Annotated in this window: 18 protein-coding genes; all 18 read right to left on the reverse strand. The window is 34.6% G+C overall.

Features of this window, described 5'->3' with window-relative positions:
- Positions 1 to 93 precede the first annotated feature (93 nt).
- The gene (locus C7958_RS10545) at positions 94 to 2,445 is read right to left on the reverse strand and encodes a glycoside hydrolase family 3 N-terminal domain-containing protein (RefSeq protein WP_111572641.1); all 2,352 of its coding nucleotides are present in this window, start codon (positions 2,443 to 2,445) and stop codon (positions 94 to 96) included.
- A gap of 41 nt (positions 2,446 to 2,486) precedes the next feature.
- On the reverse strand, positions 2,487 to 3,311 hold the full coding sequence (locus tag C7958_RS10550; protein WP_111572642.1) for a carbohydrate ABC transporter permease: 825 nt from the start codon (positions 3,309 to 3,311) through the stop codon (positions 2,487 to 2,489).
- 10 nt (positions 3,312 to 3,321) lie between these two features.
- Positions 3,322 to 4,209: a carbohydrate ABC transporter permease gene (locus C7958_RS10555; protein WP_111572643.1), complete on the reverse strand. Its 888-nt coding sequence runs from the start codon at positions 4,207 to 4,209 to the stop codon at positions 3,322 to 3,324.
- Positions 4,210 to 4,277: 68 nt separating this feature from the next.
- Positions 4,278 to 5,558 (reverse strand): extracellular solute-binding protein, encoded by a 1,281-nt coding sequence (locus C7958_RS10560; protein WP_166668524.1) that lies wholly within the window; start codon positions 5,556 to 5,558, stop codon positions 4,278 to 4,280.
- Positions 5,559 to 5,874: 316 nt separating this feature from the next.
- Positions 5,875 to 6,771, reverse strand: coding sequence for a 4-hydroxy-tetrahydrodipicolinate synthase (gene dapA, locus C7958_RS10565; protein WP_111572645.1), 897 nt, complete (start codon positions 6,769 to 6,771; stop codon positions 5,875 to 5,877).
- A gap of 31 nt (positions 6,772 to 6,802) precedes the next feature.
- Positions 6,803 to 8,554 (reverse strand): dihydroxy-acid dehydratase, encoded by a 1,752-nt coding sequence (gene ilvD / locus C7958_RS10570; RefSeq protein ID WP_111572646.1) that lies wholly within the window; start codon positions 8,552 to 8,554, stop codon positions 6,803 to 6,805.
- A 226-nt stretch (positions 8,555 to 8,780) separates the two neighbouring features.
- On the reverse strand, positions 8,781 to 10,394 hold the full coding sequence (locus C7958_RS10575; protein WP_166668525.1) for a response regulator transcription factor: 1,614 nt from the start codon (positions 10,392 to 10,394) through the stop codon (positions 8,781 to 8,783).
- Positions 10,395 to 10,439: 45 nt separating this feature from the next.
- Positions 10,440 to 12,290 (reverse strand): sensor histidine kinase, encoded by a 1,851-nt coding sequence (locus C7958_RS10580; protein WP_111572648.1) that lies wholly within the window; start codon positions 12,288 to 12,290, stop codon positions 10,440 to 10,442.
- Between the two features lie 184 nt (positions 12,291 to 12,474).
- Positions 12,475 to 13,749, reverse strand: a complete 1,275-nt coding sequence (locus C7958_RS10585; protein ID WP_208320754.1) for a family 43 glycosylhydrolase — start codon at positions 13,747 to 13,749, stop codon at positions 12,475 to 12,477.
- 16 nt (positions 13,750 to 13,765) lie between these two features.
- Complete coding sequence (locus C7958_RS10590) at positions 13,766 to 14,602, reverse strand: carbohydrate ABC transporter permease (RefSeq protein ID WP_111572649.1); 837 nt, start codon at positions 14,600 to 14,602, stop codon at positions 13,766 to 13,768.
- Positions 14,602 to 15,507, reverse strand: coding sequence for a carbohydrate ABC transporter permease (locus C7958_RS10595; RefSeq protein WP_111572650.1), 906 nt, complete (start codon positions 15,505 to 15,507; stop codon positions 14,602 to 14,604). The genes C7958_RS10590 and C7958_RS10595 overlap by 1 nt, the downstream gene beginning before the upstream one ends.
- 116 nt (positions 15,508 to 15,623) lie before the next feature.
- Positions 15,624 to 16,895: an ABC transporter substrate-binding protein gene (locus C7958_RS10600; RefSeq protein ID WP_111572651.1), complete on the reverse strand. Its 1,272-nt coding sequence runs from the start codon at positions 16,893 to 16,895 to the stop codon at positions 15,624 to 15,626.
- Between the two features lie 164 nt (positions 16,896 to 17,059).
- The gene (locus tag C7958_RS15665) at positions 17,060 to 17,524 is read right to left on the reverse strand and encodes a hypothetical protein (RefSeq protein WP_181453823.1); all 465 of its coding nucleotides are present in this window, start codon (positions 17,522 to 17,524) and stop codon (positions 17,060 to 17,062) included.
- A 118-nt stretch (positions 17,525 to 17,642) separates the two neighbouring features.
- Positions 17,643 to 18,971: a sn-glycerol-1-phosphate dehydrogenase gene (locus C7958_RS10610; RefSeq protein ID WP_111572652.1), complete on the reverse strand. Its 1,329-nt coding sequence runs from the start codon at positions 18,969 to 18,971 to the stop codon at positions 17,643 to 17,645.
- A 167-nt stretch (positions 18,972 to 19,138) separates the two neighbouring features.
- Complete coding sequence (locus C7958_RS10615) at positions 19,139 to 20,743, reverse strand: xylulokinase (RefSeq protein ID WP_111572653.1); 1,605 nt, start codon at positions 20,741 to 20,743, stop codon at positions 19,139 to 19,141.
- 28 nt (positions 20,744 to 20,771) lie between these two features.
- A complete protein-coding gene (gene araD, locus C7958_RS10620; RefSeq protein WP_111572654.1) occupies positions 20,772 to 21,461 on the reverse strand; it encodes an L-ribulose-5-phosphate 4-epimerase in 690 nt (229 codons plus the stop codon).
- A 226-nt stretch (positions 21,462 to 21,687) separates the two neighbouring features.
- Complete coding sequence (gene araA, locus C7958_RS10625; RefSeq protein WP_111572655.1) at positions 21,688 to 23,184, reverse strand: L-arabinose isomerase; 1,497 nt, start codon at positions 23,182 to 23,184, stop codon at positions 21,688 to 21,690.
- A 173-nt stretch (positions 23,185 to 23,357) separates the two neighbouring features.
- Positions 23,358 to 24,371: a substrate-binding domain-containing protein gene (locus C7958_RS10630; protein ID WP_111572656.1), complete on the reverse strand. Its 1,014-nt coding sequence runs from the start codon at positions 24,369 to 24,371 to the stop codon at positions 23,358 to 23,360.
- Positions 24,372 to 24,383: the final 12 nt, after the last annotated feature.

Consider the following 24,383-nt stretch of genomic DNA (forward strand, 5'->3'; position numbering starts at 1 on the left):
CCATAATTAGTTAAAGTCCTGCAATGAAATGTTATTTTTTTTAATATTTAGACATAATATTCCGGGCTCTGTCAGACAGAGCCCGGTTTTATGCTATTTAACCTTAACTTTTGTAAAATAGCCTCTTGCAGCTGTTAATTCAACTTTATCACCTTTAAGCTCTATAACATCTTCCAATCTGATATCAGTTGAAGAACTGCCAATCATAATTTCAAACTCACCAGGTTCAACAACCAGGTTCATATCTTTATCATAAAATGCCAGCTGTTCAGCTTTTAATTCAAATTCAACAGTTTTACTTTCTCCTGCCTTTAATTCAACTCTTTTAAAACCTTTGAGTGACTTAATTGGTCTGGTTAGAGAAGCAATTCTGTCATGAATGTAAAGCTGCACTACTTCTGCTCCGTCCAGCTTACCAGTATTTTTGATATCAACCTTAATTGTTATTGTTTTATTACCTTCAAATTCTTTTGGACTTATCTTCAGATTAGAATATTCATAATCTGTATAACTCAACCCAAAACCAAATGGATATAATGGTCTGTTACCTGTAAATACATAATCCCGGTAATGAGACATATGGCGGCGGTTATAATGAATTGGAGTTTGGCCAACATTTTTGGGAATTGAAACAGGGAGTTTTCCTGCCGGATTATAATCTCCAAATAATACATCGGCTACACCATTTCCACCTTCTTCTCCCGGCAGCCAGGCCTCTAAAATTGCATCAGCATTTTCTGCTGTCCATTCAATTGATAGCGGACGTCCATTGACTAAAACAACTACTACAGGAGTTCCAGTTTTAATAATTTCTTTGATTAACTTTTCCTGTACTCCAGGCAGATCTAGAGAAGTTCGATCATGGTGTTCTCCGGTGGTATCAGTAGTATTTTGCAATTCACTTAAGAAAGCCCCTCCTTCAAAATCAACTACATCATCGTCACTGTTTTCATTTTCTCCCATCCCGGAAAGACCTGATTTACCACCCACAACTACTACTGCTACCTCAGATTCTTTAGCAGCCATAACAGCTTCTGCAAAACCATCCTGGTTATTATCCATTATGCCACAGCCATTGGCGTAATTAATTTTTGTATCTGAAGATATTTTATTTTTAATTCCATCCAGTATACTGATAACCTCAACCGCATCCTCTTTGCTGTCAACATGAGCACTATAGGCATAATCTCCCAGTAAATTACGGGTGCTGTCTGCCGAAGGTCCGATTACTGCCAGTGAAGATATTTCTTTAGATAAGGGTAATAAATCATCATTGTTTTTAAGTAAAACCATAGATTTTCGGGCTGATTCCCGGGCCAGCTCTCTCTGCTCTTTTGTTTCAAAAAGACCTGCAATTTTATCTAAATCAACATAGCGCTGATCAAAAGCATTAACTTTAAATTTATAGCGCAGGTGTCTTCTCACTGACTGATCAATCACAGCTTCTGAAATTAAACCTTCATTTACTGCCTCAACAAGTTTTTGCCCATAACATTCTGTTTCCGGTAATTCTATATCAAGTCCAGCTTCTAAAGCTTTAATACCTGCTTCCTGCATAGAACGGGCCACCTTATGTTCATTATGCAGCATCTTAATACTCCAGTAATCAGATACAACAACCCCATCAAATCCCCATTCTCCTCTTAAAATATCAGTTAATAACTTGCGGGAAGAAGCACAGGGTATACCGTCAATATCATGATAGGCATTCATCACTGAACCAGCATTTGCAGTTTTAATTGCCGCTTCAAATGGAAATAGAAAGCTTTCTCTCAGTTCTCTTTCCGAAATATTCACCGGTGCATGATTGCGCCCACCTTCGGAATAGCTGTGGCCGGCAAAGTGTTTAAGTGTTGCCACAATTCCTTCTGAAAGTTTATCTCCCTGCAGTCCTCTAACATAAGAACTAACCATTTCTGCTGCCAGATAGGGATCTTCACCAAAAGTTTCTTCAACTCTACCCCAGCGTAAATCTCTGGCTACATCTGCCACAGGTGATAGTGCTAAATGAGCTCCAATTGAACGCAGCTGTTTTCTTATAACATCAGTCTGCCTTTCCAATAATTCCGGCTCCCAGCTGCTGGCAACTCCAATTGATTGAGGAAAGGTTGTTCCACCTTTACCCATATAACCGCTCAAACATTCTTCATGAACAATTGCTGGAATTCCAAGCCGGGTATTTTCAGCAATATATTTCTGCATTTTATTTGCCGCATCAGCTGCAGCCTCTGGTTCCAAGGCACTTGCTCCTGCAATCCTGGTAATCTGTCCAATTCCATTTTTTAAATATTTAGCTGCTTTTGCCTCAGAAAATTTCCCCTTCTCTAAAATCTTATCCGGTCCAATAGAACCAAGCTGAGCAACTTTTTCCTCTAGAGTCATTTCTTCTAATAGTTTTTCTACCTTTTCCTCTAAAGAATAATCCTCTAAATTAAATTCTGCCATTAAAACCTCTCCTTTTTTCAAATAATATTAGCTTTGTCTGCTTAGCCTTTTAACGCTCCAGCAGTCATTCCTTTAATAATATGTTCCTGTAAAAATACATACAGTACAATCAATGGTAAAACTGATAAAAATAGCGCCGTTAGGGTTAAAGGAATGTTTATTCCATGCTGCCCCTGAAATTCAAATAAACCAAGTGTCAGAATACGTTTACCTGGGCTTGAGGTTAAAACAAGAGCATAGGCAAACTGATTCCAGAGTAAAGTTAGATTATAAATAGCAACTGTAGAAATTGCCGGTTTAACTAAGGGTAAAATTATATCTTTAAAAATTCTAAACCTGCTTGCCCCATCTATAATTGCTGCCTCTTCCAGCTCATAAGGTATATCATTTATAAATCCAGTTAAAATGAAAACAGAAATTGGAAGACTAAAAGCAACATAGGGACCAATCAAAGCTGAAAGTCTATCATATAAACCCATAGAAAGTGTTATCTTATAAATGGGAATCAATGTGGAATGAATCGGAATCATCATCCCTGCTAGAAATAAAATATAGACAAGTTTATTAAATTTAAAATCTATGCGTGAGATAGCATAACTGGCTAAGGCGGAAACAATTATAATAATTGCAACAGATATAAAACAAACTATTATACTATTGATAAAATAAATATAAAATCCAGATTCCATAACTTCGATATAGTTTTGTAAGGTGAAATTAGCCGGTAATGACCAGACAGGGTTCCGAAAAAACTCAAGTCTGACTTTAAAACTATTCTGAACTAAAAATACAAGTGGATAACCTGTTATAACTAACCAGATTGACAAAAACAAATAAATAACTAACTTTTTTATTCTATTAACCATCTTCTCTCACCTAATTCCTGACATCTTTTTTGCTGAATCTTAAAAATACAACAGATACTATAAGCGCAACTAAGAACAAGGCTACAGAAATTGTACTACCATAACCCATATTCATTTCTGTAAAGGATTTTGAATAAAGATAAGTAGCCATTAATTCGGAAGCATGATTTGGTCCCCCACCTGTTAGAGCAAAAATCATGGCAAAATATTTAAGTGAACCAACAATAATCAATACAGATGCATTAACTACTGTAGCTCTGAGCATTGGTAAAGTAACAAAGAAAAACATCTGCCAGTTATTGGCACCATCAATCTCTGCTGCTTCGTATAATTGTTCTGGGATATTTGAGATAGCTGCCATAAAAATAATCATATATAGTGGTATAAAACGCCACTGAATTGGAGCTGCTACAGAATAGAAAACAATATCGGGATTTCCAAGCCAGCTCTGTGTTAAGTGTTCCAACCCTACTAAATTTAAAACTCCATTAATCAGGCCAAAAGTCGGATCATACATATAACGCCAGAGAAATGCTACAGCAATTGAAGATAATAGCATTGGCACAAAAAATATAGTTTTAAAAAAACTTGCTCCCTTAATTTTACGGGTTAACAGTACTGCCAAAAATAAAGCAATTGGTATCTGGATTACCAGGGATATTGCTACCAATTTAAAGTTGTTTGCCATTGAAGACCAGAATATAGGATCACTTAATAATTCTGCCCAGTTATCAAGCCCTAAAAATTCCATTGCTCCTATACCATCCCACTCAAAAAAGGAATAATAAGCTGAAAGTGGAATAGGAATAATTAAATACACTAATGAAAAAATAAGGGCTGGCAGCAAAAATAAGGCTGCAATAAAATATTTATTATTCATTAATTCTTTTTTATTCATTATTATAACACCTCTTAAATTAGAGCAGAGAGGCAAATACCTCTCTGCATTAATTAATTTAGTTAAATTTATTCACTATAATATTCTTGAGCGGCCTCTTCCATCTGATCAGCTGCTTCCTCAGGAGTCATTTCCATACCAAATAAAGCTTGAGTCGTATTTAAATGAACCTGTGCCAGCTCTAATGGTAATGTCTGATCATACCACAGCTGAATATGATTTGCATTTTGACTTGCATCATATATTTTCTTCATAATTGGATCTTCTATTTTTTCACCAACACCAGTAAAGGGAGGTATATTACCGATTTCAATTAATTGTTCACCCATCTGAGAATCTGTCAGGTATTTTAGAAATTCTACAGCAGCTTCTTTATTTGGAGCCTGAGTAGAAACAGAGTAATAATTATCCCCTGGAGTACCAACCAGGTTAGATGGATCTCCTGCACCAGATTCAATTTCCGGGAAGTTAAAGAAACTAAACTGATCTACCATATCAGAAGCTTCGTTTTTAAAGGAAGAATAGGCCCAACTGCCCATCAAATACATAGCTGCCCGATCGGTATAAAGCAGGGTTCTGGACTGAGCTGCATTTTCATCAAGACCATTAACCCCATCCGGGAAAGCGCCCATTTCTACCAGTTCCTGAATTCTTCTACCTGCCTCTATAAATGCCTCATCATTAAAAGCACCTTCTCTACTAATTGCATTCTGTAATGCTTCTGGTCCACCAATTCTATCTACAAGATACATAAAATACATTGAACCAGGCCATTTATTACTATTGGCCAGAGCAAATGGAGTAATTCCATTTTCAGTAAATGTTTCTACTACATTTAATAATTCATCGTAGGTTTCAGGTACTTCCAGGTCATATTCCTCAAACAAATCTGTTCTATACCAGACAAGCGCAGGTGATACGTTTGTCACTGGCACACCATACATCTCATTATCAACTCTACCTAAATCAAGAGCAGCTAGCATAAAGTTATTTTCCCAATCTTCCGTCATGTTGGATTCTAGAGAATAAACTTTATCTGCATCAACATATCTTTCCAGACTTGCACTACCCCAGGTCATAAATAAATCTGGTGCATTATCTGCTGACATTGCTGTTCTTAATTTTGTTTTATAATTGTCATTTTGAGTTGGAACATGCTCAATTGTTACATTTGGATTATCTGCCTCAAACCGTTCAATTGCATCTTTAACTGCTGGAGTTGCCTGGTCAGCAGCGGTTCTGATATCCCATAATGTTAAAGTAACCTCGTCCTGAGCCATAACACTACCAGCAAAAACAAAAGAAAATACCATTAATAAAGTAAGCGATAAAATTAAAACTTTTTTCATAAAATTATTCCTCCCTTTTAATTTGAAATTCATAGATTTTTCAACTCTCAAAGTTAGTAATTAAAACAAGAGAACATTTATCCCTCCTTTAAAATGTTACATTTTGAAACATAAAATTAGAAAATTTATTAATTTAACCATTAATTTAACCGATAAATTAACTCTCTAATATTATTATTCAACACTCAGCCAAAAAATCCTGCAAGAAATTTCAGATTTTTTTGTGATTCTCTTAAAAAATCAAAAAAGCTGCTAAATTAATAGCAGCTCGCACAGAATTATTATTCTCTTGAATTTTTATCCATTATTAAATTTTTTATATTAATTCAGCTTCCCTTAGAATCCTTTTAATTTTCAAAGTCTGTTCATTATTTAATAACCCAACCGGTTCCTTACAAACTGCATTTAAATTACTCCCGCTTAAAGAAACAGCCTTTTTTATTGCCGGGAAAAAAGGATCAGAAACACTGTATATTCCCATCATAATATTAATTTTTCGGGATATTAGTTTTAGTTTACTAAAATCATTTTTTTGATATGAATTATAGAATTCAGTAAATAATTGAGGAGCAACATTCGACAATCCACCAATCAAGCCATTTCCTCCATTGAGAAGATTGGGGAGAAAATATTCGTCAAAACCAGAGTAAACTGCAAACTCTCTATCCAGTGTTAATTTGACTTTCTGGATCAACTCTCTAGTGTGGCTGATGGTATCCAGTGTATCTTTAATTCCCACAATATTGTTATAGTTTTTTGCCAGTTTAAAAACTGTTTCCGCAGAAATATTTACCCCACTGCGAGCAGGAAAATTATAGAGATATAAATCCAGATCAACATTTTTAGCTATATAACTATAATAATTGTAAAGAATTTGTTGATTAAACTGGAAAAAATAAGGAGTTATTACAGCTGCTCCATCTACCCCTTCTTTTCTGGCAAAATTACTTAATTCTATTACATCTTCTGCTGCTGTGCCACCGGTTCCTACCAGTACTGGAACTCTATTAGCAACTATTTGAACAGCAAAAGAAATCAGCTCCTTTTTTTCTTTTAAGGTCATTGCAAAAAACTCTCCGATACTTCCTAAAAACAAAATACCGTTTACTCCACCCTGAATAAGATTTTCAATATGTTCTTTTGTTGCTTTATAATCATTGTTTTTGTTTTCATCAAAAACTGTAATGGTTGGTGTTATAATACCCTTAATCAATATTTTATCCTCCTAACAAATAATCATCTCTTTACATATTCTTATTAATTAACTCACTCAAATAATCTGTGTCAATATAGGCACCCTTCATTGGAGAAGCAGCAAGCTGAGTGAAGATCCCCAGTGATCCATTTTTGAATTTTTGAGCTGGTTTACTCCATTTTTGAGAACGTTCTTTTAAAATTTTAGTAATCTCTGGCTCAGTTTTTTCTTGACCATCAACTCCAACAATATTTAAGGCTCTTTTTTTGATATCAATTTCTATCAGATCATTTTCTTCTACCAGAGCTATCGGTCCTCCAGAAGCGGCCTCTGGTGAAACATGACCAATTGCCGGTCCTCGAGTAGCTCCAGAAAATCTGCCATCAGTTATTAGAGCAGTTGTTTTATTCAATTTAGGATCGGAAGCTATAGCCTCTGTAGTATAATACATTTCAGGCATTCCAGATCCTTTGGGTCCTTCATAACGGATAATTATAGCGTCTCCAGACTTAATGCTGCTATTCAAAACAGCTTCCATTGCCTCTTCTTCCTGGTCAAAAACTCTGGCTCGTCCGGTAAAGTTTCTCATTTCATCTGGAAGTGCTGAATGTTTGACCACTGCCCCTTCTGGGGCCAGATTACCTCTTAAAATTGCAACTGCCCCCTCTTTATTGATTGGCGAATTGATACTAAAAATAACCTTTTCAGAATCCGGCATAACTGCCGGCTTATTTTCCATTTCCTCCAGATAGGGAAATTCAGACAGCGATTCCAAATTTTCACCTACAGTTTTCCCTGTAATAGTTGGTAAATCAAGATTTAAATGCTGCTTAATCCTCTTCATTACCTCAGGTACTCCACCTGAATACCAGAAATATTGAGTTGGATAATCCCCACTGGGAATTGTATTAACCAAAAAGGGAACTTCCCGATGAATTTGCTCAAATAAATCACCATCAATTTCAATTCCCAGTTCATGAGCAATTGCAGGTAGATGCAGCAGTGCATTGGTAGAGCCACCAATAGCAGCATGAACAGCAACAGCATTTTTAAGTGATTCCTTTGTTATTATCTGAGCTGCTCTAATATCTTTTTTTACATTTTCAGTTAAATACTCAGCTGCCAGAGAAGTCATTTCTGTTAATTGAGTAGTATTGGCAGGAATTAAGGCTGATCCTGGAAGAGCCAACCCTAAAGCTTCAGCCATAACCTGCATTGTAGCAGCTGTACCCATAAATTGACAGGCTCCACAGGAAGGACAGGCTAATTTTTGGGTTTCTAAATATTTCTCTTTAGTGATTTCTCCTCGTTTATATTTAGCATAATCACTGGCAGTCATATCAACTGTAGTTTTTTTCTTACCCAGAGCCATTGAGCCACCGGGAACGTGAACTGTAGGTAAATTCAGCCGGGCCGCAGCCACTAGATGAGCAGGAACTGCCTTATCACAGGCTGAAATCATCAACATTCCATCATAGGGAGCCGCTTTTGTCTGTACTTCTACCATATTAGCTATCATTTCTCGGGAGACTAGAGAATAATTCATCCCATCATGACCCTGGGCCATTCCATCACAGATATCACTGACTATCATCGAAGCACCTTTGGCATCATGATTTTTTAAACTCGAGAGTGCTTTCTCAACCAGTTTGTCCAGATGGAAACTACCGGGATGCCCATATCCATAAGTACTGCTGACAATTATCTGTGCTTTTGATAAATCAGATTGATCCCAGTCCATCCCCATTTTAAGCGCATCAAGTTCAGGACTGCTTTCTCTAATTTTTTGACTTTTTAGCATTACGATCACTCCAGATATTATTTTTATTTCTACTTATTATTTTTTATAAACAATTCTTTTCTTTTGCTTTTAAATAATTAATTTAGGAATTAAATTAATCTCTACTATTTATATTCAAGACTCAGATTAAAAGCCCTTCAGGTAATTTTAGATTTTTGAAGTTTTAAAATAAAAAAAAGAAAAAACCGCCATTTTACTGGCAGCTTTTTCTATAATTTAGAAGCTTTTATTTGTTTTTTCGCTCATATTCACTGGGAGTTATACCTTCAAAATCCTTAAAAACTTTAAAAAAATAATTGTAATTATTAAATCCTACCTGACTTACTATTTCTTTAATATTCCTCTTTCCTTCAGTTATCATTTTTTTTGCTTTTTTGATTCTCAACTGATTTAAATAATCACTAAAACCCTGCCCGCATTCTTCTTTGAATTTTCGACTGAGATAAGAATAACTGACTCCAATTTCTGCAGCCACCTGACCTAAAGTTAAATCCTGATCATAGTTTTTATCTATATAAAGCAATGTCTGATTGATTAAATTTGAATAATTATTCTTATCTTTTAATTCTGCAACTAAATTAATATAAATTTTAATTATCCAGTCTTTAAATTCTGTCAGAGAGTTTAATTCTTCTAACTTTTGATAGGGGTTTCCTTTTTCCTCAAAAATATTTTCGCCCCTTAATCCCTTATCTTTAATACTGCTGTTGATAATATTGATTAAGGAAATAAGGGTCATCTTTAAAACTGATAACCCAGGTTTAATCCTGGCTATATCATTAAATAAATTTTCCAGTTCATTTTTTAAAGCTGTCGAATCTTTTTTTTCTATATATTTTAATAAAAGCTTCTCTCTTTTAATATCAAGATTAAATTGTTGATTATCAATTCTATTATTCTGATTCTGATAAATAATCATATCTTTACCCTGGTAGAATTTATCTTCCAGCAGCTCTGCTGTTTGATTATAACTTTTCGCTATCTCCAGAGGATTATGCAAAATATTACTTACTGCAAAACTGGCAGTAATATTTAAATAATTTTTCAAAGCAGATTTAATTCTATTGATAGCAGAAGCAGTACTGTTGTTAATTTTTAATTCACTGTTGTCCCGAAAAGAAAACAAAAAGAGAAAGTTCTTTTCATCCTTTAAAACTGCAAAAGATTTACCATTTTCCTTTAAAATTTCATCTGCCATATTGATAAATGAGCGTTTAATATTCAACAATTTTGCTGCTGTATACTTCTGCTGCAGATCCTGATAATTATCAAATTGCCCAATTGTAATAACAATATTTTTGAGTTCAAAATTAATGGACAGCAGTTCAATCTGCTTTTTTAAATCATTTTTATTATTAAAATATCCCCTGACCAGCTTCTCAGCAAAATTCTGGATCAGGATATTTTTTTGATCCAGAAAAAAACTTTCTTCAAAAACATCACTATTCTTATCTTCTTTATTCTGCTCAATTTTTATTCTTAAAGCTGTGAGTAGACTAATTAAACTATCTTTTTTTAATTCATGTTTTAATATATAATCTTCTGCCCCTGCTTTTAAGCTTTTTTTAACATAATCAAATTCTTTATATCCACTTAAGGCAATTGATTTGATCTCCGGATAATTTTCAGCTATATATTTGATTAAGTCGGCTCCACTTTTACCAGGCATCTTCATATCAGAAATAATTATATCAAATCTTTCCTCTTCTAGTTTCTTTTGTGCTGCCTCTACATTTTTAATCTGTTCTGATATTTGAAAACCCTCCTGGTTCCAGTCAATTATATTTTTCAAATGGGTATAATCAAAAATATCATCTTCAACTATCATTACTTTTAACATTCTAAATATCCTTTCTAAAATAAATTGATAATTATTCATTTAATTTCAATTAATCTCAGGTAAAATAATTTTAACAGTTGTAAAATAACCTTTTAGACTCTCAATTTCGATTCCATATTCTTTGCCAAAATAAAGTTCAATTCTCTCTTTAACATTATTAATTCCAATTCCTGAAAATTGATCCTTGTTTTCTCTCTTTTTATTTAATAAATCTTCTATTTCTGCTTCAGACATTCCTATTCCATCATCTGTAATTGTAAAAATAACCTGGTTATTTTGAGTAAAACCCTTTATTTCAATTAATCCCTGTCCAGACTTGCCACTTATTCCATGAATGATAGAATTTTCTACAACCGGCTGCAGTAAAAAACGAGGTATTTTATAACTCATTAAATCAGCTTCAATTTCAAATTTAACATCAAATTTATTGTGCAGTCTAAACTGCTGGATATTTAGATAACTTTTAAGATATTCTACTTCTTTCTCCACTGTAATCAAGTCCTCTTTGTTATTCATACTTAAATGCAGTAGATTTATTACAGAAGAGAGAAAATTTTCCAGATTATCTGCATTCTGCATATCTGCCAGCAGACGGGCTGTATTTAAAATATTAGAAAGAAAATGAGGATTAATCTGGGCCTGAAGTGCTTTAAATTCTAAATTGCTTTTCTGTTTTTCTTTTTCTTTCACATCTTCCAGTAAACCTTTTAACTCTTCAACCATCTGATTAAAGTTAGAGCTGGCTTCAGCAAGCTCATCCTGGGCCTGGTCATCAATTTTAACTTCTAAATTTCCTTCTTCAACCTGGTTCATTGCTTCAACTAAATTATTAAGCGGATCAGAGATACTTTTTGTAAATATATAAGACAAAAACACTGCCAATAAAAAGATAATCAAGCTAACTCCCATTATATCTCTGGCAATTTGACCTGTTTCTCTAGTTAAATAAGAAAAAGGTATTGTACTGACAATATACCAATCTGCATCTTTGATTGGAGCATATGCTGTCAAATTTCTTTCTTCGCCAATTGTTAATTCAAAACTCTCATTTTCAGCATCCGAGTTGGCTCTGATTTTTTGAATTAACTCCGGTTCTGGATATTTTTCATTAAATGAAATATTATTATTTCTGGTGGAAACAACAGTTCCTTCCGAATTGACAATAAAAATTTCAGTTCTCTGACCTAAATCAATATTTCGATAAACATCTGAAAATAAGTCTTCATTAATCCTGATAACAATTGATCCCAATTCACTACCATCATATAATTCTTTAATTGTTCTCCCAATTATTATACCATATGATTTTTCAGGTGTATTTTCAGGATAAACTCTACTAACCTGATGCAGCTCGTCACTAAAATCTACTGCTTCCCAGACAGGAGCGCCATTTTTATCCCGTATCTCAGCAAGTAAATTTTCTCTAAAATCATCTTTAAAAGTTAAGGTAAAGCCGGTATCACCATAAGCAATAATTTTATCTCCCTGGTCTGTAAATAACTGAACATCAGAAATATATTCGGAAAAAGAAAATTTGCGCACCATATCAGCCCTCATTCGATATCTGGCATCATAAACTTCCCACTCACTCAACTTCTCATAATTACTGAGGGTATTTTGTACAAGTTCCGAAAAAGCAATTTCTATAGTCTGATATTCCATTCTGGTTAATTCTTCTTCAATGTTTTTTGCCACCTGGTTAACCACTTCTACTGAATAGGTATTAATTTTATCATGAATTGCCTGACTTGATTTCTGATAGGAGTAAATACCTGTAATTAACATTGGAAATAGAGAAAGTATTAAAAATAGAACAATTAAACGATTCTGGATATGTGTTTTTCGAAGATAACGATATAATTTTATTTTGATTTTAATTAGCAAGTTTTCTTTCATAATATCTCTGCTTTCCTGTATAGTATACTCATATTATAACATTTTAATGTTAATTAAACATCCTTTTAAACTAATAATCTAAATAAATAACAAAAGAACTCCCATAATGAGAGTTCTTCTGTTAGGAAGTATTATTCAAAAAAGTTATATTAACTACCTTAGTCTAAACTTTAAAACAATTAATTTAGTCAATTATAATTTCTGCAGTGACATCTTTACTGCCTCTTATTTCATATCCTGGAATACCATATACAGGATTATTATTTTGATCCCAGAAAAACCGCTGAACTCTGGTATGTCGGTTTGGATCATAAAGTGGATCTCCACTAATTTCCTTATATGATCTGGAATGATAAACTAAGATATCGTTTCCATTTTCAGATACTGTAAAAGAATTATGTCCCGGTCCATACTCTTCCGTCAGCTCACTGCTTTTAAAAATAGGAGAATCATATTTTGACCAGGAATCAGGATCTAATAAATCATCATCCTGACTGGCTGTCAGCAGCCCCACTGCATAATTAGAATTAGTAGCACTGGCAGAATAAGAAATAAAAATCTTATTCCCTTTTTTAATTACAGCTGCTCCTTCATTTACATTAAAACCTTTTCTCTCCCAGCTATAAATTGGCTCAGCAATTAATTTTTGCCTGCCTTTAATTTCCCAGGGAGTTTTAAGTTCTGCAATATATAGATTTGAATCTCCATATTTTTTCTGAGCCCAGACCAAATATCTCTGGTTTTGATGTGTAAAGGTGGTAGCATCAAGGGTAAATTCTTCAAAGTTCATTTCCATTTTCCCTTTTTCTATCCATTTGCCTTCCATTGGATTAGCAGAATCGTTTTTTATAACATACTGTCTTATCGCCCAGATTGCATCAGTTCTGGCAGCTGCAAAATAAATGTACCAGCTGCCATCAATAAAATGGATCTCAGGAGCCCAGATATGTTTGCTCATTTCCTTATCAGGATGCTTCCACCAGACCACCTTTTCTTCAGCCTCTTTTAAACCAGAAATTGTTTTAGACCTGCGCATAATAATTCGATCATATTCTGGATAAGAAGCAGTAAAGTAATAGTAACCATCCTGATGTTTGTATATAAAAGGGTCAGCCCGCTGCTCAATTAAAGGATTGGGGTAATCTTTAACAATTATTTTACCTGCAATTTGATAATTTCCTTTTTCCTGATAATTAAGCTGACCGTTAAGATCCCACTCAACAGGGAACTGAGTCAGGATTCCACTTTCAAATTCAACATCTATTTTTTCGGGTAATTTAATCTTTTCCCCGGCTTCTGCTCTAATTTCAACGTTTTCAAGTTCTTTAATCTGAAAATGATCTTCCATAACAACTGGAGCTGCTGCCAGGACTAAACCTCCAGAAACTGAAATTATTAATAATGTGCTTAAGAAAATAAACAGTTGTTTTGACAGCCGTAAATTCAATTTAGATTTCAATGTGAATTCTCCTTTTTTATCCTTTGACTCCACCCACTGTTAAACCAGAAATAAATGAATTCTGCTTAAACATGAAGAGAATAATAATTGGAACAACCGAAATCACCGCACCAGAAAATAACATATCATAACTATTACCATAAGGGGTAATCAAGGAAGCAAGACCTATAGGTAAGGTGAAGTTTTCATTTGAACGTAAAACAATCAGCGGCCAGACAAAGGCATTCCAGCTAAACATTGCCTGCAGAATAATCATTGCCCCAAAAGCAGGTTTCATTAAAGGCATCATTATTTTAAAGAAAATAGCAAATTCGGAAGCACCATCAATTCTGGCTGCATCAATTAATTCTGTAGGTAGGCCAACTGCAAACTGCCGGAAAAAGAAGACCGCTACCGGTGGTACAATAAAGGGCAGTATTACCCCGGCATAACTATCAAGAATCCCCAGAGTAATAGATAATTTATACAGAGGAAGTATTAAAATTTCAATTGGAACCATCATTAAAACTAAAACTAAGATAAAAATTATATTTTTACCTTTAAATTCATAAACTGCAAGTCCATAACCAACCAGAGAACTTAAAAACACAGCTGCTGCTGTCTGGATTGTAGTTATTAAAACACTATTTTTATACCAGTGAAGATAAATTCCACTTCTTTCTGTAAATAATGTCTTATAATTCTGAAAGGACATTATTTCAAAATCTAGACTGGCACTAATTCCATTTTTAATTATCTGATCACCCGGTTTAAAAGAAGAAACCAGCATAAAGAAAAATGGGGACAATGCAAAAAATGCGAAAAAAGATAAAACTAAAATTATAACTGTAACCTGAATTGTATTTTTAGACATTACTGTTCCCCCTTTTTGAATAAGCCGAATAAATTAAGTTGAATCACATTAACTATTAAAACAATTAATAAGAGAGTTATACCAATTGCTGAGGCAAAACCCATATTAAAGTTATTAAAACCTGTCTGATAAATATAAGAAACTATTGTCATTCCAATATCATTAGGGGTTGCTGTCTGCCAGTAAGCATAGCTTTCGGCAAACATTTTGTAACCTCCAAAAACACTGATCGTAATTACATAAATAATTACAGGTTTTAAAGAAGGAATAGTAATGTATTTAAACTTATCCCAGCTGCTGGCACCATCAATATCTGCAGCTTCGTAAATTTCTTCAGGGATACTCTGCAGTCCTGATAGGAAATAAATTATATTTACCCCCATCCAGCGCCAGACACATAAAACAACCAGGGCAATCATAGCTGGAATAGAATTCTGCAGCCAGGTAATCGGTTCTAAACCAAAAACACCAATAATTGAGTTAGCTAAAGTTGAAGCCTGTTCCCCAAAAGCATATCTAAAAAACATACCTGCAACAATTACAGAGGTTAAAGCTGGCATAAAAATTGAGGATCTAAAAAAGTTTGTGAATTTTGTTTTATCACTATTTAAAAGCACCGCCAGAATAATTGGTAAAGGTACTAAAATTAAGATTGTCCAGAAAGTATAATTAGTACTTGTTAATAATGCATTTTTATAATGAACATTAAATAATTTTTTGTAATTTGCCAGCCCAACAAATTCTGGATCTCCAAAACCAATTTCCTGAAAACTCATAATTATAGTTGAAATCATGGGATATAAATAAAATACAAGAAATACGATTATAAATGGAGATACAAAAATATAGGGTGCCACTTTTTTTGAATTAATATATTTTTCATAGAAATTTTTAAGTATCTGCATAGAAATTCTCCTTAATAAAAGACTAAAAGATCCAACTTAACCTTTCATATTATCAGGATTAGAGCCGAACCTTTTAGCCTATTTAGTAATTTGTTTTATTTATTAAAACTAATTCTTTACTGTCTCAGTTCTGCTGCTGCTTCTTCTAAAGCTTCTGCAGGAGTATGACTCTGCTCTTTGATTACTTTAAAGGAAACATTTTTCTTAAGTAAATCAATTGCAGAAGGATATTTTTCGGTTACCATTGTTGGATTAATTTCGTCTCTAATTTCTAATAACATTCCGAAAATATCTTCATTTCTAAAGTATTCGGTATACTGGTTAGGTTCTGACATAATTGGATCATCCCAGACTTCCCATCTTACAGGGTCAAAACCAAGTTCGGTCCACAATTTATGAGATGCTTCAACTGATAATTTAGCTTCAGCTAAAAATTCTTTTGCCAGCTGCTGCTGCTCACTCTGAATTGTTACAACTGTGCCTGTACCACCCATACCGGCTGATCTGTTTCCACCTTCATCCCAGACTGGTAACGGACGGATAGCAATCTTATCTTTTAAGTCAGGCATATACTGAACAAATCTTCCCATATACCAGAGAGGCATCATTAAAGAAGCGGCTCCTTCATTATTCATGAAGTTCCAGTATTCTTCTGAATGATGGAATCCACCTGGTGCAGGAACTGCAATTTCAGACTCATGTACCATATCATCAATAAATGATAACACTCTTTCGTTCTTTTCATTGTCTAAAATAACGCTGCCATCTTCAGCAAAAATATCAGAGCCAATCTGACTGATCATTGGATAAAGTGTCCAGTGCTCTGTAACTTCGACAGTTGTCATTGGCTTATCGGTAGCAGCTTTAACTTTTTTACCTGCTTCTACAAAATCGTCCCAGGTAACTATTTCGTCAATATTAACACCGGCTGCATCCATCATTTCCATGTTATAATACATTACAGTTGCTCCAACATGATAAGGCACACCATAATAGTTGCCATTTTTTGCATAGTTAGCAAATCTAGCCTCGATCATTTGATCCATATTTGGTTCTACTACATCATTCAATGAAACTAACTGAGGATTACTTCCTTTTAAATAATTAGCAAATTTACTGATTTCAATATCTGCTATATCAGGAGCACCAACACCAGACTGTAAGGCAATTAAAAGTTTGTTGTGCATCTGGTCATAAGGATAAACTGTTGTCTCTAAATTAATAACATCATCTGGATTGTTTTCGTTCCAGCGAGCAACCTCTTTTTCTAAAAACTGCTGATGTAATTCCTGAAAAGTCCAGAAAGTAAGAGTTGTCTCAGCCGCAGCAGAGAAAGTGAAGATTAAAAGCATTGATGAAACTAAAAGAATAAGTAAAGATTTTTTCATAATAATTATTCCTCCCATTTTTTAATTTTATTAACTTAAGTTAATTTTAAGACAATTTAGATAAATAGTCACTACATTATTTTTACCTCTTACTACAAAATTTTTCACATTTAGTCTTTTCTAATAATATATGAGGTTATTTTCTAATTTTTTAGGTTTTGAATTTATTTTAACTGAATAATATTAACCGAATGAGGCTTTAATTTTATCTGCAATTTATTACTGTATTCTTCCAGTTTTTCTCCTTTTATTTTAACCTCATTTCTATTAATATCATTAGAATCTTTATTTACAGCAGCCACTGCAACACCTTTTTTATCAGACCATTTAGTTGCCAGTAAATCTATACTTTCAACTTCAACGGACTCTCCGATTTTAGAAACCACTTTAAAGCCTGGAATCTCGTCTGACCAGACATCAATTATTGTGTCTCTAAGTATGTTCTTCGTATAGGCCATATACTGTTCGTAATCTGCCAGATTATTTTCTTCTGGAGCCATATCCCAGTATTCGTGAATTGAAATCCAGTCCAGAAAATCTCCACAATTTTTCAATAAATTAATATTCCATTCTAAATCTGGAAGTGCTGCAGCTAAAAGCTCTGTCTCTGGATCAATATGCTTGATCATTATTTTAACTACTTACTATAATATTTTTTAGTTCTAAATTTTATAAAAGTGCTGAAATATTTAATTCCAGCACTCAATTAGTCGATTTATTTTTTCTTTTTTCCTATAAACCAATAATCTAAGCTATTTTTTCTTCCAGCTTAGCTATTCCTTCTTCTCCCCACTGATCCAGCATTCTTACCTGCCTTAAGAGAGTAGAAATCGTGTAGCGGAAACGAATTTCAAAACAGTGATTTACTGCTTTTTTTAGCCAGTCACGATTTAAATTTTTCACATCTTCCCTCTCGAAAAAACCAAAATCTTCCAGAATAGTTTCCACACTTAAGAGATACTGTTCAAATTTTCTAATATTATTCTTAATTTCTTCTTCCGCAGCTAATAAATCAGATTCTGTTATTAAATCATGCTCCCAGCGCTGATCCAGCAGTTCCAGAATCCCCTCTGCTTTATCCAGATAAGCTTCCTTAATTTCTTTTTCTCTTGCCTCACGGTCATGATTAATTTCAAACTGAGAAAAATCTGTTTCCAATAATTTTAGATAATAATGACTGCTGATTAAAGCAGCTGTCCCCACTTTAATTCCGTGAGTGGGGACATGCTCACCAAAAATCCCGGCATACATATCAAAAAAATGAGAAATATGATGTTCAGTACCGGAAGCAGGTCTTGAACTACCAACCATCATCATCGAAACTCCAGAATAGATTAACCCTTTTGTTAAAATTTCTATCCCCTCTTTTTCTCTAGCAATAATACTTTCGGAGTTATTGATTAAATCATTTAAGACATTTTCTACTAGATCAAAAGCTTCCTGACAGAAATATTCATCAAAAATTGCTACCCCTAATTTCCATTCTAAAAGTGAAGAAACTTTCCCCAGCAAATCTCCCAGACCGGACTGGATTAATTTCCAGGGAGCATCTTTTAAAATATTTAAATCTGCAATAATTAATTCTGGCGGAGTTGTATTATAGGTTTTTTTAACACCGTTTACTGTAATTGAGGAGACAGAAGAAGCATACCCATCCATCGAAGGTGCAGTTGCAAAAATTGAATAAGGCAGCTGCATTTTATGAGCAGCATATGCTGTTAAGTCATTAATTGAACCAGAACCACAGGCTAAGATATAGCCATCAGGCTCAATTTTTTCAATGATTTTGAAAAGTGTTCCTGGCTCTGGAACTAAATGATCATCTTCTTCTCTTTCTTTAAGCAAAATTTCTTCTACCTCAAAATTTGCTGCTAATAATTTTTCTTTGAGTTCTGCTCCAGCTGCTTTTTTTGTATTCTGATCCACTATCAGATATATTCGCTGCTCTTTAGTAATCTTTTTTATAAGAGCAGCAGTTTTGTCTAAAGCATTTTCTTCGATAATTACATCTTCAATTGGAATCTGATGGATCTCACCACAGGAACATTTTTCTCCTGAAATTTTTTTAATATCCATTTTAATTTTACCTCCCAAATTTTATAAATTTAATTAAAAACTTTTTTCAAGTCCTGAATTATCTTTATGTTATTTATAATTAACTGTTAACTGGCTTTTTCCTGCATTTAAAATTAAATTAACCCCAACCAATTAGTTGAGGTTAATTTAGAGGTTATTCAGTCAAACTATTCTAGATTTTCTACAGCTGCTCTTTCAATTGGCAGACCAGCTTTATATCTCTCCATAAATTCTTCAAAACCTTCAACATCTTCCTGATCGGGCTCAACAATTTTTTCATTCTGGTTAGTAAAGATTTCCTGGTTAAGGAATTCTTCCAGACTCTGTCCCTCTTCTTTATTTAAATGATAGGAAGCTAATAAAGCAATTCCCCAGGCACCACCTTCACCAGCTGTTTCCATAACCGATACCGGTGCATTGACAGCTGCTGCCATCATCTTTTGGGCCACATTTTCTGTTTTAAATAAGCCTCCGTGGCCTAACATTTTATCTAATTTAACATTTTCTTCTTTTAACAAAATATCCATTCCAATTTTCATTGCCCCTAACGCACTCTGCAAGTTAACCCGCATAAAATTAGCCAGATTAAACTCACTGTCAGAAGTCATAGTAAATAAAGGGCGTCCTTCTTCAAAACCTGTTATATGTTCCCCGGAAAGATAGCCATAACTTAAAAGACCTCCACAATCTTTATCACCTTCCAGAGCTTTATTGTATAAGGTTTCATATAAATCATCCATTTCTACTTCAAAACCAAGAGCTTCTACTGCCTCTTTAAATACGTTAATCCACTTGTCCAGATTAGATGAACAATTATTAGAATGAGCCATAGCTACCAGCTTACCAGTTGGTGTCATTACTAGATCAAGTTCTGGATGAGGTTTTGATAACTCATCTTCTAAAACTACCATTGCAAAGACAGAGGTTCCTGCAGATACATTACCAGTTCTGGGAGCTACACTATTGGTCGCAACCATTCCAGTTTCAGCATCTCCTTCAGGTGGACACATCAAACTACCAGCTTCTAAAGTTCCAGATGGATCTAAGAGTTTGGCCCCTGCTTCTGTTAGTCGACCTGCATCTTCTCCAGCTAATAAAGGTTCGGGGAGAATTGATTCCACATCCCGGGGAAGATCATAATCTGAAACAAGATTATTGAATTGATTGATCATTTTTTGATTATAATCATTAGTTTTTAGATCAACCGGAAACATTCCGGAGGCTTCTCCAATTCCAATTATCTTTTCACCTGACAACTTCCAGTGAATAAATCCTTCTAAGGTTGTTAGAAAATCTATTTTGGAAACATGCTCTTCCTTATTAGTCACTGCATGATACAGATGAGCAATACTCCAGCGCTGAGGAATCGGATGACCAAAAGTTTCGGTCAATTTGCGGCTGGCTTCTTCAGTAAAATTATTGCGCCAGGTTCGAAAAGGGACAAGCAGTTCTCCTTCCTGGTCAAAAGGCATATAGCCGTGCATCATAGCACTAAACCCAATTGCTGCAATTTTTTTTAGCTCTAATCCATACTCTGCTTCAATATTTTTGGCTAAATCCTGATAACTGGACTGCAGACCTCCCCAGATATTATCCAGATTATAAGTCCAGATTCCATCTACATAATCATTTTCCCAGCTGTGGCTGCCGGAAGCAATAATTTGATTATTATCACCATTTAATAAAACTGATTTAATTCTGGTTGAACCAAATTCAATTCCTAAAACAGTATTACCCTTTTCTATAGCTGTCTCATTCTTGGCTGTAGTCATAAATAAACCTCCATCTGAATATTTTAAATTATTCCTGCCCGTAATAGGCATCTTCACCGTGCTTTCTCAAAAAGTGTTTGTCAAGTAGAACCTGATCAATTTGTTCTAATTCAAAATTTAAGTTAACTGATCTGTAGGCCATTTTAGCAACTTCTTCCATTACAACTGCATTATGAACTGCATTAGCTGCATCTGTTCCCCAGCTAAATGGACCATGATTATTAACTAAAACACCCGGTCTTTGAGTTGGATTAATATCTTCAAATCTTTCTACTATAACTTTCCCTGTGTCTTTTTCGTATTCACCCTTGATTTCTGCTGCTGTCATTTTGCGGGTGCAGGGAATTTCTCCATAGAAATAATCTGCATGAGTTGTACCAAAAGCCGGAATACCTTTTCCAGCCTGTGCCCAGCTGGTGGCCCAGCTAGAATGTGTATGCACAATTCCACCAATTTCTTTGAAGTGATTATATAAATAAAGATGGGTTGCAGTATCTGAAGATGGTTTTAACTCACCTTCTACCTTATTCCCATCTAAATCAACAACTACCATATCTTCCGCTGTCATCTGATCATATTCGACTCCACTTGGTTTAATTACAAAAAGTCCTTTTTCGCGATCAATACCGCTGACATTACCCCAGGTATAAGTCACTAAACCTCGTTCAGGTAACTCTAAGTTTGCTTCTAAAACTTCTTTTTTTAGTTTTTCCAGCATCTGCATTCTCCTTTCCGATTTAATCCAGATAAAAAAGTAAATTTTTAAATTCCTCCATATAAACAACTTTTCCCAGCTCAAAAGGGGGTACTTTATTATTACTGACAAAAAGTGCTTATATGGAGAGAATTATTAATGAGAAATCTATTTGTATATCTGTTTAAACAGATATTTATATCTTTTAAAATTAATTATAACCAATTAAGAATCAGCTTATAATCCTTAATTACTTCAGCTTATAATAAACATCATTCCATTTAAGCTCTTTTTTAAACTCATTTACATCAGTCTGATCATCAATATCTAAAAACTCAATATCAGCAATCTCTGCAAAATCTCTTAAGTGTTCAGCAGTAACTGCTTTAGAGAAACCTGTATGATGAGCCCCACCTGCATAAATCCAGGATTCTACAGCATCTCTTAAAGTAGGCTGTGGCTTCCAGAAAACTCTGGCCACAGGTAATTCTGGCATCTCATGCTCAGGTGCCTCAACTTCAACTTCATTGACTATCATTCTAAATCTATTGCCCATATCTGTAATTGTAGCGTTAACTGCTGGTCCAGAAGCAACATCAAAAACTAATCTTGCCGGGTCTTCTTTGCCGCCAATTCCTAATGGATGCATCTCTAAGTTAGCTTTACCATCAGCTATACTTTCACAGATTTCTAACATATGAGCTCCAAGTACTTTGGTATCTTTCGGGTCAAGGTGATAGGTATAGAATTCCATAAATGAAGTTCCACCTTCCAGACCAGTACCCATAACCTTCATCGCTCTAACTAAGGCTGCAGTTTTCCAGTCCCCTTCACCACCAAATCCATATCCTTCTCCCATCAGTCTCTGGACTGCGAGTCCAGGGAGCTGTTTCATTCCGTGTAAATCCTGAAAATTAGTAGTAAAGCCTTTAAAGTCTCCATCTTCCAGAAATTTACGCAGTCCAATCTCTATTTTAGCAGATTCTTTAAGAGATTCTTTTCCTTCACCTTCTAATAAATCTTTTTGTACATTATATTCCTGTTTATATACTTCAATTAGTTCAGCTATTTCTGCCTGATCAACCTCATTGATATATTCAACTAAATCACCAATACCGTAATAATGAACCTCATAACCAAATTTCATCTGAGCTTCTACTTTATCTCCCTCGGTAACTGCAACATTACGCATATTGTCACCAAATCTAACGAATTTAGCACCCTGTGCATCAGCCCAGGCAGCTGCAGCTCTGGTCCAGACACCAATTCGGCGCTGTACTTCTTCATCCTGCCAGTGACCAGCCACAACTTTGCGGTTTTTATCCATCCGGCTGACCATAAATCCATATTCACGACCACCATGAGCAGCTTGATTAGTATTCATAAAGTTCATATCAATTTCATCCCAGGGAATATCTCTGTTAAACTGGGTGTGTAAATGAAGTAGTGGTTTTTGCATTGCTTTTAAACCTGCAATCCACATCTTTGCAGGTGAAAAGGTGTGCATCCAGGTAATGATACCTATACAGTTATCACTGCTGTTGGCTTCTAAAACTACTTTTCTAATTTCTTCAGCTGTTGTCACCACATTTTTAAATCTAATTTCTACCGGTATTTCTTGAGCAGCAGAAAGCCCCTCTGCTATTTTTCTGCTGTTTTCTTCTACTTCTTTTAAAACCTCGTCTCCATATAAATGCTGACTTCCTGTAACAAACCATAATTCCTGTGTTTCAAAAATATTTTTCATTATTTTCCTCCTTATTACTTTAGTATATTTTATTAACTCTAAAGTAGTTTATTGATAATTAAAAGTAAAACTAAAAATTTTTATATTAATTAAATTTTCAAGACCAAAGATTCCGATTGAAAATTTAATTAATAAGGAGAGGCAGTAAAACCTCTCCTTATATTATACATTATTTAGTCAGCCATATAAAATTCAACATTTTCTTCAGTTACCAAATTTACACCAGTATCTACATAATCAGGTAATGGGTTGATTCCAGCTTCCTGCCAGTTTCCATTTTCGATTGGATTTAAAAGGTCTTCATTTAAATGGAAGAGGAACATTTGTCCCCAGTATCCCATATTCCAGGTACCCTGAGCTAATGTAGCATCAATAACTCCAGCTTCAATAAAATCTAATGTACCAGGATCAGTATCAAAACTAACAATATCAATGTTATCTACCATATTACCTTCTCTAACTGCAGTTGCTGCCCCCACACCAGTAGAAGCTTCAGTAGTAAATACTCCTACTAAATCTGGATTAGCCTGCAACATTGAACCCATTGCTCTTGCAGAAGCAGATTGATCTGACTGACCATCCTGAACTGAAACAACTTCCATATCTGGATAGTCATTAGCAATTGTTTCCTGGAAACCACGAGCACGTTCCTCATGATTAAGCTGACCAGGAATAGTAATTAAACCTAAGTTACCTGTTTCATCATTTAATTCAGCCAGATAATTTGCTGCCCGAACACCAGCTTCATAGTTTGAAGTTGCTAAGAAAGAATAACGATTTGAATCTGGTGCATCTGCATCAAAGGTAACTACAGGTATTCCAGCTTCCATTGCTCTGTTAATTGGACCAACTAAAGCATCAGGATTAATTGCTGTTAATAAAATTCCTGCAGGCTGCTGAGAAATAACCTGTTCTAAAACTGTTACCTGCTGATTAATATCATAATCAGTAGCACCAGTATAGCGTGTTGAAACTCCTAAGTTTGCAGCGGCTTCCTCCATACCTCTAAATGCCGGCTTCCAGTATTCAATACCAGAAACAAAGGTTACCATTACATATTCATCTTCCATATCACCCTGTAATGGTGAATCACTCTGTGCAGCTGCCATTCCCACAAAACTGAGAGTTAAAGCGAAAACCATGACTAAAACTAATAATTTTTTCAAAATAAACCCCTCCTGTTTCATTTTTTATTTAAA

This window comes from Halanaerobium saccharolyticum (assembly GCF_003259895.1).
Lineage (GTDB): Bacteria > Bacillota > Halanaerobiia > Halanaerobiales > Halanaerobiaceae > Halanaerobium > Halanaerobium saccharolyticum_A.

Coding starts and splice junctions, on each gene's coding strand:
- araD (WP_111572654.1), bottom strand. CDS start 21,461: ATGCTGGAAAAACTAAAAAAAGAAGTTTTAGAAGCAAACTTAGAGTTA.
- C7958_RS10600 (WP_111572651.1), bottom strand. CDS start 16,895: ATGAAAAAATCTTTACTTATTCTTTTAGTTTCATCAATGCTTTTAATC.
- C7958_RS15665 (WP_181453823.1), bottom strand. CDS start 17,524: ATGATCAAGCATATTGATCCAGAGACAGAGCTTTTAGCTGCAGCACTT.
- C7958_RS10630 (WP_111572656.1), bottom strand. CDS start 24,371: ATGAAACAGGAGGGGTTTATTTTGAAAAAATTATTAGTTTTAGTCATG.
- C7958_RS10550 (WP_111572642.1), bottom strand. CDS start 3,311: ATGGTTAATAGAATAAAAAAGTTAGTTATTTATTTGTTTTTGTCAATC.
- C7958_RS10610 (WP_111572652.1), bottom strand. CDS start 18,971: ATGGATATTAAAAAAATTTCAGGAGAAAAATGTTCCTGTGGTGAGATC.
- C7958_RS10595 (WP_111572650.1), bottom strand. CDS start 15,507: ATGCAGATACTTAAAAATTTCTATGAAAAATATATTAATTCAAAAAAA.
- araA (WP_111572655.1), bottom strand. CDS start 23,184: ATGAAAAATATTTTTGAAACACAGGAATTATGGTTTGTTACAGGAAGT.
- C7958_RS10545 (WP_111572641.1), bottom strand. CDS start 2,445: ATGGCAGAATTTAATTTAGAGGATTATTCTTTAGAGGAAAAGGTAGAA.
- C7958_RS10590 (WP_111572649.1), bottom strand. CDS start 14,602: ATGTCTAAAAATACAATTCAGGTTACAGTTATAATTTTAGTTTTATCT.
- C7958_RS10615 (WP_111572653.1), bottom strand. CDS start 20,743: ATGACTACAGCCAAGAATGAGACAGCTATAGAAAAGGGTAATACTGTT.
- C7958_RS10555 (WP_111572643.1), bottom strand. CDS start 4,209: ATGAATAAAAAAGAATTAATGAATAATAAATATTTTATTGCAGCCTTA.
- C7958_RS10580 (WP_111572648.1), bottom strand. CDS start 12,290: ATGAAAGAAAACTTGCTAATTAAAATCAAAATAAAATTATATCGTTAT.
- C7958_RS10560 (WP_166668524.1), bottom strand. CDS start 5,558: ATGAAAAAAGTTTTAATTTTATCGCTTACTTTATTAATGGTATTTTCT.
- ilvD (WP_111572646.1), bottom strand. CDS start 8,554: ATGCTAAAAAGTCAAAAAATTAGAGAAAGCAGTCCTGAACTTGATGCG.
- C7958_RS10575 (WP_166668525.1), bottom strand. CDS start 10,394: ATGTTAAAAGTAATGATAGTTGAAGATGATATTTTTGATTATACCCAT.